The organism is Pseudomonas sp. CM25 (assembly GCF_013179705.1).
GTDB lineage: Bacteria > Pseudomonadota > Gammaproteobacteria > Pseudomonadales > Pseudomonadaceae > Aquipseudomonas.
In genome coordinates, this window is record NZ_JABMCW010000253.1 from 1 (window position 1) to 8,225 (window position 8,225).

Annotated in this window: 1 protein-coding gene and 1 pseudogene; one reads left to right on the forward strand and one right to left on the reverse strand. The window is 62.2% G+C overall.

Going from position 1 to position 8,225, the window contains the following annotated elements:
- The coding region (locus HP546_RS21930) for a TonB-dependent siderophore receptor (protein WP_172229375.1) at positions 1-1,920 on the forward strand (1,920 nt) is incomplete at its 5' end.
- A 600-nt stretch (positions 1,921-2,520) separates the two neighbouring features.
- On the opposite strand, the pseudogene HP546_RS21935 reads toward HP546_RS21930, so the two are convergent.
- Positions 2,521-8,220 (reverse strand): annotated as a pseudogene (locus HP546_RS21935) (amino acid adenylation domain-containing protein); the annotation flags it as partial.
- Between the last annotated feature and the right edge of the window lie 5 nt (positions 8,221-8,225).

An 8,225-nucleotide genomic window follows, 5' to 3' on the forward strand; every position in this document is an offset into this window, starting at 1 on the left:
CAGATGGACGACCAACACTTGGCAAGCATCACCGACGTGTTGAAGCAGAACCCGGGCATCACCATGTCCCAGGACGGTGGCGAGCGTTTTCACATTTACTCGCGCGGCTCGGAAATCAGCACGTACCAGCTCGATGGCGTGAATACCACACAAGACTACCTGACGCGTAACATGCCCAATACGCTGATGGACATGGCCATGTTCGACCGCATAGAAATCGTCCGCGGCGCCACTGGCCTGATGACGGGTGCCGGCGAACCCAACGGTGTGGTCAACATGGTGCGCAAGCGCCCTACGCGCGAGTTCCAGTCGTATGTGCAGGCCGGTGTCGGCTCATGGGACTACTACCGCACCGAGGCCGATGTCTCCGGCCCGCTGATCGAAAGCGGCAAACTGCGTGGCCGCCTGGTGGCAGCCAAGCAAAGCAACCAGAGCTACATGGACTGGTACAGCCAGGACCGCGACCTGGTGTACGGCGTGCTGGAAGCAGACCTCACCGATACCACGACCGTGCGTTTCGGCATGGATTACCAGACTTACGACGCCAACGGCGCTCCGGGCGTACCGTTGTTCTTCAGCAACGGCCAGCCCACCCATTTCTCTCGTTCCACCAGTTCCGGCCCACGCTGGATGTACGAAGACTACACCACCAAGAACTACTCCTTTGGCCTGGACCAGGAGCTTGGCAATGGCTGGCAGCTGAAAGTGGCCGGCAACTACATGGACGTTGATCGCGACTCGCTGTCGGCGTTCTATCGTACCGGCGCGGGTGTATCCACCCTCGACCAGGCCACTGGCAACGCCTCATTCGATCGCCTGGAGGTGGATGCCCATCAGGTACAACGTGGCGTCAACGTCACCCTGCAGGGCCCGTTCCAGCTCTTCGGCCAGACCCACGAGCTGGTCACCGGGTTCGATTACATGGATTACGAGAACAACCACTTCACCGGTACGGCCGGGGCGGTGGATGCCAACTTCTACAACTGGGGTAACCGCTTGCCGCAGCCTGGCAGTTATTCGCCGCTGCTGGACTATGACCTGTTCATCCGCCAGACCGGTTACTTCATCGCTACCCGGCTCAACTTCACCGATGATCTGCACATGATCCTCGGTGCCCGCACTACCAGTTATCGATCCGACTCCGACCAGGTCGTGTTGACCACAGGCACCGGTAACCCCACCCATTTGCAGGAGCGCGGCGAGGTAACACCTTATGCGGGCCTGATCTACGACTTGACGGACGAACAATCGGTGTATGCCAGCTATACCGATATCTTCAAGCCCCAGACCAGCCGCGACCGAACCGGTAAAGTGCTTGACCCGGTTATCGGGCAAAACTATGAAATGGGCTGGAAAGGTGAGTTCTACAATGGCCGCCTGAATGCCAGCGCTGCGATCTACCTGATCAAGCGTGACAACCTTGCAGAAGAAGACGTAGGTTTCGCTGTCCCCGGCGTACCCAACTCCACCGCCTATCGCGCAGTCAGCGGAGCAGAAACCAAGGGCTTCGACCTTGAATTGTCCGGCGAAGTGGCCCGCGGGCTGGAGCTGCATACTGGCTATAGCCACTCCCGCACGGAGGATGCCAATGGCACCCGCCTGACCACTCAACTGCCGCTGGATACATTCCGCCTGTGGACCACTTACCGCCTGCCGGGCGAGTGGGAGCGCCTGACCGTCGGTGGCGGCGTTAACTGGAACTCCAAGCAGTCAGTGGCCACCCGTTACAACACGCGCATCGCCCAGGAAGACTACGCCGTGACCAGCCTGATGGCCCGCTACAAGATCAGCGAGCACCTGGCCGCCACGCTGAATGTGGAAAACCTGTTCGACAAGAAGTACTACGCGGGCCTGGCCGGCAACTACGGCCACTACGGCGCACCAAGAAACGCGACGCTGAACCTGCGCTACGACTTCTGATCCCCCCAATGAAAAGCGGCGCCTCCCCCTCGGGAAGCGCCGCTTTTTCATGCCCGGCATGCAGGCCGCAAAAAAAGGGCCGCTAATGCGGCTAATGCCAGTCAGTTAAAGCTAATGGGGCTGCTGCGCAGCCCATCGCCGCGGTTCGTCGCCACGACAAGCCAGCTCCCACCCCGACCGCATCAAATTCAAGCCTGCGCCGTACTTGTGGGAGCCTGGCTTACCGGCGATGGGCCCCAAAGCCGCCCCAATTGCTTAACTTGATGGGGCTGCTACGCAGCCCATCGCCGGCAAGCCAGCTCCCACCCCGACCGCATCAAATTCAAGCCATGCGCCGTACTTGTAGGAGCCTGGCTTGCCGGCGATGGGCCGCAAAGCGGCCCCAATTGTTTAACTTGATGGGGCTGCTGCGCAGCCCATCGCCGCGGTTCGTCGCCACGACAAGCCAGCTCCCACCCCGACCGCATCGAACTCAAGCCATGCGCCGTACTTGTGGGAGCCTGGCTTTCCGGCGATGGGCCGCACAGCGGCCCCAATTGCTTAACTGACTGGCATTACGCTAATGCGGCCCCTTCTCACCTCTGCGTGGATTCACAGGGTTTACGGGTTAACGGTGTCTTCCAGCAACAGCCTGGCAATCACGCCCTCGAGCACCTCTGCCTGTTGAAGGATGTCATAGTGCCCGGCATTGATACCGATGTCCTGGCAGCTACCGGCAATACTCCCCGCGTGCGCTGCCTCATCGGCCCACCAGCAAACTGCCGCGGCCTTGGTAGTCGGTAACGGGTTCAACTGGCACGACAGTTCCTTGAGCTTCATGGCCACAACAAAGGTCTGCGCCAGGTCAGCGTTGCCAATTTCGGCGTAAGCCGACTGCACCTTCTGCGCAGCACGGGCGGCTTGAATCACCTGCTCCAAGTCCTCGTTACTGCACCCAGCCGGTACCGCCGGCACAGTCAGCGCGTCAACCGCCCCCCCCAGAACCACCGCCAGGAAGCCGCACAGGTCAGCCGCCCAGTCACTCTCCTGCACATGTTGACCAGCCGAAGGCACAAAGCTGTCCACCAACGCCAGCACCGATACCCGCTGGCCCTGGTTTTCCAGCTCCCGGGCCACCAGCACCGCCAGCGTACCGCCAAGCGACCAACCGGCCAGCTGATATGGGCCTTCGGGTTGTTTCTGCCGGATGTACTGCGCGTAGTCGATGGCCATGGTATCGAGCGAATCGTCCACCCAGGTGGGGTCCAGCAACATCCGGCATTGCAGGCCATACACCGTGCACCGGCCTTCCAGCTGGCGTGCCAACGGCTCGTAATCGAACACAGTGCCAAACCCGGCATGCAGGCAGAACAGCGGCGTACCTGTATTCAGCCGGCTATTGAGCAACAACAGTGGGTCCAGGCTGGTGTCGTTGGGTGCATAGCCAGACAACTCGGCGATGGTCGGCCGGGCAATCACATCACGCAGCTTCAGCTCGATCGGCAGATCTTCGCGAGCCCGTACCTTGGACAACATCTTGAGCACGCGCAGAGAGTCACCACCCAGCTCGAAGAAGTTGTCATCTACCCCGACCTGCTCCACCTCCAGTACCTGCTGCCAGATATCAGCCAGCGCCTGTTCGACGGCATTGCGCGGTGCAACCCACGCCTGGCCTGCGGAAAATTCAGGTGCTGGGAGGCCATTGCGGTCGATCTTGCCATTGGGAGTGAGCGGCAGGGAGGGCATCAGCACCAGTTGCGCTGGCACCATATGATCCGGCAGATCGGCGCGAAGGGCATCGCGTAGCTGCTCGGCGCGGATGTCGGAACTGGCCACTACTACGTAGCCGATCAGTTGCTTGCCTGTGCTGATGTCACGTGCCACCACCACCGCATCGCGCACGCCGGCCAGATTGCGCAGGCGAGCCTCGATTTCGCCAGGCTCGATGCGGAAGCCGCGAATTTTCAGCTGGTTGTCCAGCCGCCCCAAAAAGTCGATAACCCCATCGGCGCGGCGCCGCACCCGGTCACCGGTGCGGTACAGGCGGCCACCGGTGGCGAACGGGTCGGCAACGAATCGCTCGGCTGTGAGCGCCGAGCGTTGATGATACCCACGCGCCACGCCATCACCACCGATGTAAAGCTCGCCGGCCACACCGTCTGGCAAAGGGTTGAGGTTATGGTCCAGCACGTGCAGCGTGCGCTCACCCACCCGCTCACCGATGGGCGCGTAAACTGCCCCGCAAGTCTCTTGCGCAGGCACTTTCCACAGCAGCGGTGTGACTACGGTTTCAGTGGGCCCATAACCATTGGTCAGCCAGCGCGGGCGCAGCGAACGTTTGACCTGCTCGAACAATGCATCGGGTACTGCATCACCACCAAAGCAGTACACCCGCACTGCCGGCGCAGCTTGCTGCTGGCTCTCGGCGAATTCTGCCAACTGTTGCAGATAGGCCGGCGGGAAGCAGGCGATGTCGATGCGCTGGGCATGCAAGGTCTGCCAGGTTTCTTCGGCTGTCCACAGCCTGTTGTCGCGCACTACCAGACAACCGCCCGAGGACAATGTCGACAGCCAACGCTCCTGAGCACCGTCAAAGGCAAACGACATGAACAGCAACTCGCGGGTTTGCCCGTCCATTTCATACAATCTGGCGATTGCCTGGCAATGCATGCGGATCTGCCCGTGGCTCACCGCCACGCCTTTAGGCTTGCCTGTCGAGCCGGAGGTGTAGATCAGGTAGGCCAGGTTGTCGGCACATGCCAGCGCTTGAGGTGCATCTGCTGGCAGGTGCTCCAGTTCCTGCCGGTCGAGTTCGACGCACTGGGCAACCTGGGCAAAGCGCTGGCGCAAGCCACTGCTGGTGACCAGCAGGTGCATGGCGGAGTCTTCGACGATCCACTGCAGGCGCTCCTGTGGATAGTCGATATCCAGTGGTACGTACGCGGCGCCGGTCTTCATGACTGCCAGGAATGCCACGATCACTTCAACCGACCGCTCCAGGGCTATGCCGACGCAGGTTTCCGGGCATGCGCCCTGCGCAATAAGCTGGTGGGCAAGGCGGTTGGCACGCGCGTCCAGTTGGGCGTAGGTCAACTGCTGGGCACCACAGATTACCGCCAAGGCTTCGCCGCGCTCACGGGCATGCAGGGCAATGCACTCGGCAAGCAACGGCTGCTCGCCCTGCGGGGCCGCCAGCCGGTTGCGAAGGTCGGCGTGCTGCACCTGTGAAGGGGTCAGCATACCCAAGCTGCCGAGCGTGGCCTGCGGGTTGCCCAGCATGGCGGTCAGCAGGCTTTCGAAGCTGCCGCGCAAGCACTCGGCGGCGGCTTCGGTGAGGCGGTTGCGCAGGTAAAGGAACTCTACCGAGAAGGTTTCGCCCAACTGCACGGCCAGGTCCATGGCGTAGTTGGTGACGTCACGGTTGCGCACCTCGCCAAAGCGAAGCGTACCGCCCCCACCTTCGCGCAGGCGCTCGTCAACCGGGTAATTTTCAAATACCACGATGCTGTCGAACAGCGCTTGCCCAGGCCGCCCCGCCCAACGTTGCACATCGGCCAGCGCCGCGTGCTCATGGTCCCGCAACTCCAGGTTGTAGTGCTGCAACTGGTGCAACCAGTCGCTGACAATATGCTCGGGTTGTGGCGCCTGTACCACCGGCAACGTGTTGATGAACAACCCCAGCATCTCGTCCGCACCCGCCAGGCTGGTGGGGCGCCCGGCCACGGTGGCGCCGAAGCACACGGTGTCCTGGCCGGTGTAGCGTTGCAGCAGCAACAGCCAGGTTGCCTGTACCAGGGTATTTGGCGTGACGCGCAGGCGCCGAGCCTGGTCTCGCAGCTGTTGCGTACGCTGCGCATCCCAGCGCAGGTACAGCGCATCATGCCCGACAAGCTTGCCGTCCGCCTGTGGCGCAACACTCTCGGCCAACAGCGTCGGGTCCTCCAGCGCTCGCAGTTTTGCGCTCCAGAACTGCTCCAGCTTGCCGACAGGTTGCTCACCCAGCCAGCGGATGTAGTCACCGAAACGTCCCCCCACATGACTGACGGAGCGGCCGTGATAAACCTGCAGCACTTCACCTAGCAAGCGCGAATTGCTCCAGCCGTCCATCAGGATGTGATGACGTGACCAGACCAGGTGCAGGCGTTGTTCATCCAGCTGGACCAAGGTCAACCGCATCAACGGCGCGCAGGTCAGATCGAAGCCCTCGGCAGCGTCCTCGGCAGCCAGTGCCTGCAGTGTATCGCTGGCCACCTTGCGCCCCCGCCAGTCCATCACGCGCAGTGGCAGGCTGGCCTGACGCTGCACCACCTGCTGTGGCTCGGCCCATTGCGCTGACGACAGGAATGCCGTGCGCAGGATGTCATGGCTGGCAATCACCTGGTTCCAGGCAGCGACGAAGCGATCAATGTCCAGGCCGTGCACATCGACAGATGTCTGGTTGATGTACAGCGCAGCTTCCGACTCCTGCAGGGTGTAGAACAACATGCCCTGTTGCATCGGCGACAGCGGGTAGATGTCGGCAATTTGCGCAGCAGGTACTGGCAGGCGGTCCAGTTGCGCCTGATCGAGGCTGGCCAGCGGGAAGTCCGATGGCGTGAGGCCTCGGGTATCCTCTTGGCAGCAGTGTTCGATCACCGCCTTGAGTTCTTCGGCATACGCATCAGCCAGGTGCTGGATGGTCGCGGCGTCGAAGACCTTACGGCTGAACGTCCAGCCCAGCATCAGCTCACCGCCGTAGACCTGGCCATTGAGCGCCAGCAAGCCGCTCAAGGGCGCGTTTTCATCCTGGTTCGGCCCGGCGTGCTCCTTGGCCGGTTTGAACAAGCTGGCCTGCTGGTCGAAGCTGCCATCGAACTGCCCCAAATAGTTGAAGATGATCGTGCCCTGGGCCAGAGCCGCCAGCGTTTCCTGCGCTTCGGCGCTGCCCAGGTAACGCAGCACGCCATAACCAAGCCCCTTGTTGGGCACCGCGCGCAGCTGCTCCTTGATGCTCTTGATCGAGCCCGCCAACTCAGGCTGCGGGCTCAACCTGACCGGATACATGCTGGTGAACCAACCCACAGTGCGGCTCAGGTCGATGCCGTCGAACAGGTCTTCGCGGCCATGGCCTTCAAGCCGCACCAGTACTTGCGGCTGCTCGGTCCAGCGGCTCACGACACGGGCCAGTGCCGTCAAAAGCAGGTCGTTGATCTGTGTGCGGTAGGCAGCCGGCGCCTGTTGCAATAGCTTGCGGGTCCAGGCCGAATCCAGCCGGGTGCTGACCGACGCCGCGTGTTTCTGCCGGTTTTCGCCGTGAGGGTAATCACACGGCAAGACATCGCTGCTGCCTTGCAGTTGATCGCGCCAGAAGTGCAGCTCACGCTGCAGCGCCGGGTCGCCGGCATATGCCTGCAGCTGTTCGGCCCAGGCCTTGAACGCGCTGGTTTTTGCCGGCAACTTCACGGGCTGCCCCAGGGCATGCGCCTGATAGGCCTGCTGCAGGTCTTCGAGCAGAACACGCCAGGACACGCCATCCACCACCAGATGGTGAATGACCAGTAACAACCGCTGGCTGCCGTCTGCGAGCGTGGCCAACACGGCGCGCAGCAATGGCCCCTGTGCCAGGTTCAAACTGCGCTGGGCCTGGTCAGCCAGATGGGCCAGGTCTTCCGCATCGGCGCATGCGCGTACCCACAGCAGCTCGGCCGATGTCGGCGCGCCAATCGAGGCGTGCCAATGCTCGTCCTGGTGCCAGGCATTGAGCCGCAACAGGTCGTGATGTGCATGCAGGTTGGCCAGTGCAGCGCTCAACAAGCGCGCATCCAGTGCTTCACCAGGTTCAAGCAGCAACGACTGGTTCCAGTGGTCACGTGCCTCAAGCGCCTGCTCGAAGAACCAGCGCTGCACCGGAATCAGTGGTAGAGGCCCGCTGACCTCGCCCTGCTCCAGCTCCCGTGTTTCGCTGCGCCGGGCAACCGCGGCCAGGCCTTGCACGGTCTGATGCTGCAACAACTCCTTGGGTGTGAAGCGTATGTCTGCCTGGCGTGCTCGGCTGACCACCTGCAACGAGATGATCGAATCGCCACCCAGCTCGAAGAAGTTGTCGTCAAGACCCACCCTGTCCAGCTTCAGCACATCTGCCCAGATCGCCGCAATCTGCTGCTCCAGCTCGGTTTGCGGGGCGATGTATTCACCCTGCAACTGGCTGGCATCCGGCTGTGGCAGGGCCTTGCGGTCCAGCTTGCCATTTGGCGTCACCGGCAGTTGGTCGAGCAGCAGCAGGTGCGCCGGGACCATGTAGTCCGGCAAGCCTGCCTTCAGCGCTTCGCGCAGGCTGTCGCGCAAGG